3 protein-coding genes are annotated in these 2417 nt (G+C 38.7%); all 3 read right to left on the bottom strand.

Annotated features, from left to right (window positions below):
- Positions 1–392 (bottom strand): fumarate hydratase (locus Q1553_RS03495; protein ID WP_300842757.1); only part of this gene is annotated, 392 nt, incomplete at its 3' end.
- 198 nt (positions 393–590) lie between these two features.
- Positions 591–1979 carry an anaerobic C4-dicarboxylate transporter gene (locus tag Q1553_RS03500; protein ID WP_115551792.1) on the bottom strand — a complete coding sequence of 463 codons (1389 nt, stop codon included), beginning with the start codon at positions 1977–1979 and terminating at the stop codon, positions 591–593.
- A gap of 192 nt (positions 1980–2171) precedes the next feature.
- A partial coding sequence (locus Q1553_RS03505; RefSeq protein WP_300842758.1) for a hypothetical protein occupies positions 2172–2417 on the bottom strand: 246 nt, incomplete at its 5' end.

Here is a 2417-nt window from a genome sequence, read left to right on the forward strand (position 1 = left end):
GTATGAATCACCGCGGGAGAATTGTTTGTCGTGTTTTTGCGCTCATAGAGTGGCTCTTCTACGACAGATTTACGCAAATAGCCCTCTGTATAGCCCTTTTTAATCCCCTCATTAATCGCATCTTCAATGTAACCGCCCACGATATGCACCTCTTGCCCGATTTCTACGAACACCACCGTCATACCTGTATCTTGACAAATAGGCATCATATTTGTTTCTGCGATTTTACCATTTTCAATCAATGTGTCTAGGATATTTTGTCCCAAAGTAGATTGTTCGGTTTTTTTCGCACCTGCAAACGCTGTCTTGATGTCTGGCGTCTGAATACAGCACGCGTCAATCGCAAGCTTTGCAACCGCTGCTTTAATGTCTTCGTATTGCACTTCTCTCATCATTTCCTCCTTGTAATTTAAACGCTAGTGATTTTACTGCACCAAATGTAAAAAATGCTTTAAATAGTTAGAATTTAGAATCCCCGCCTTGTTTGCAGGTTGATTTGTTATAATGAAATTGCCTCTGCAATTCGTAGTGAATTTAAAAGTCTTTGCGAGATTCCATAGCACAGAATCTCGCTAAAATTGCCACTAAAACTAGCCTAAATATCCTGCAAACATTGCAAAGATATAACCAAACACACAAGAGCTAAACACCCCGATAAGTCCGGGCAAAATAAAGCTATGGTTGATAACGAATCTTCCAATATGCGTTGTGCCTGAGCGGTCAAACTGAATCGTTGCCAAGTCGCTTGGATAGGTTGGTAGAATATAATATCCATAGCACGCAGGAGCAAAAGCTACGATGATGGCAGGATGCACTCCAATTCCTAATGCCAAAGGCACGAATGCGGCGATTGCTGCAGCTTGTGAATTAACAAATTTTGAAATAAGTAAAAGCATAATTGCGTAAGTCCAAGGATAATCTTGCACCACGCTTCCTAGAGCAGTTTTCATCATTGGCGTATGCACTGCAAACATTGTATCTGCCATCCAAGAGATTCCAAACACTGCAACAAGTGCAATCATACCGGAGCGGAAAATTTCATTTTTGCCAATTTTGCCTGCATCTACTTTGGTAAAAATAAGCAGAGCAGAACCTGCAAGAAGCATAAACATTTGAATCGTATCTACCATACTCATTGGCTTGCTTGCGCCTTTGATTGTGAAATGCGGGCGAAGCTCTGGAAATGCACCCAAAATCGCAACAATCGCGATTGCACCCAAAAAAATCCACATCGCTGCCCATTGGACACCGGGAAGCTTAACGCCGAGCAAGGTTTTAGAATCCCCATAAACATACTTTTTGAACTCTTCGTCTTTGAGTTTTTCTTGAAATTCTTCGTCTTTATCCAAGTCTTTGCCTCTAAACCAAGAAAAAATCCCTACGACTAAAACGCCACATAAAGTCGCTGGAATCGTGATTTTAAGCAAATCCACATAACCATCAAACCCTGCTAAATGGGTTTGAGCATTGAGTAAAAACGCAGTTAAAGATACAACTGCCACAGAAACCGGGCTTGCGATAATTCCCATTTGAGAAGAGATGGAAGAAGCCGCCATTGGACGCTCTGGGCGGATTCCATTTTTGATTGCAATATCATAAATAATTGGCATCATTGTATAAACTACATGTCCTGTTCCGCAAAGGATTGTCAAAAAACAGGTTACAAAAGGAGCTAATATCGTTAGGAATCTTGGATTTCTCCTTAGGATTCTTTCTGCAATTTGTAGCATTACATCAAGTCCCCCACTTGCTTGTAAAGTCGCACTTGCTACAACCACCGCTAAAATCGTAAGCATAACAGAAACTGCGGGTTTGCCGGGCTGAACGCCAAAACCAAAAGCCAAAACCAAAAGCCCCACACCCCCTAAGAGTCCAAGTGCGATTCCACCCTTTTTCGCACCATAAAACAAACAAATAAGAACAACAATCAGCTGAATCGCGAACTGCGTTCCTTCACTTAAGGACATCAAAAATTCCATATTCCTACCTTTCAAAATAAATTAACGCGTAATTATATTACAAAAAGTAGCAAAATACGCAAAAAATTAATAAATAAATTGAAAAATGTAAATTATTTTAAATAGTTAAATATTTTTTAAATAAAAAAAGTAAAAAATATTTGAATCTTTCATCTTTGAGAGATTCTTTTGTTTGGATTGCTTTGATAACACTCACAATCCCATTAATTCTTTCTTGTAAAACAAAAAATAACCGGTTGGTAAGCTTCTTTTATGTGTTTTGTAGGTATTTAAACAATAATGATTCTGCAAAAATAAATCAAATAATTCCCCTTGTTTCAGGCGATTCTTAACCCAAATTTCATTATCCACCCCACTTGTATTGTCAAAGTTATAACTACACAAAATAAATTGAGGCGAAAGAGCGCAAATCCTCTTAATCAATCTTGGCAAATCAAA

It is taken from the genome of Helicobacter sp. UBA3407 (genome assembly GCF_949747025.1).
Lineage (GTDB): Bacteria > Campylobacterota > Campylobacteria > Campylobacterales > Helicobacteraceae > Helicobacter_D > Helicobacter_D ganmani.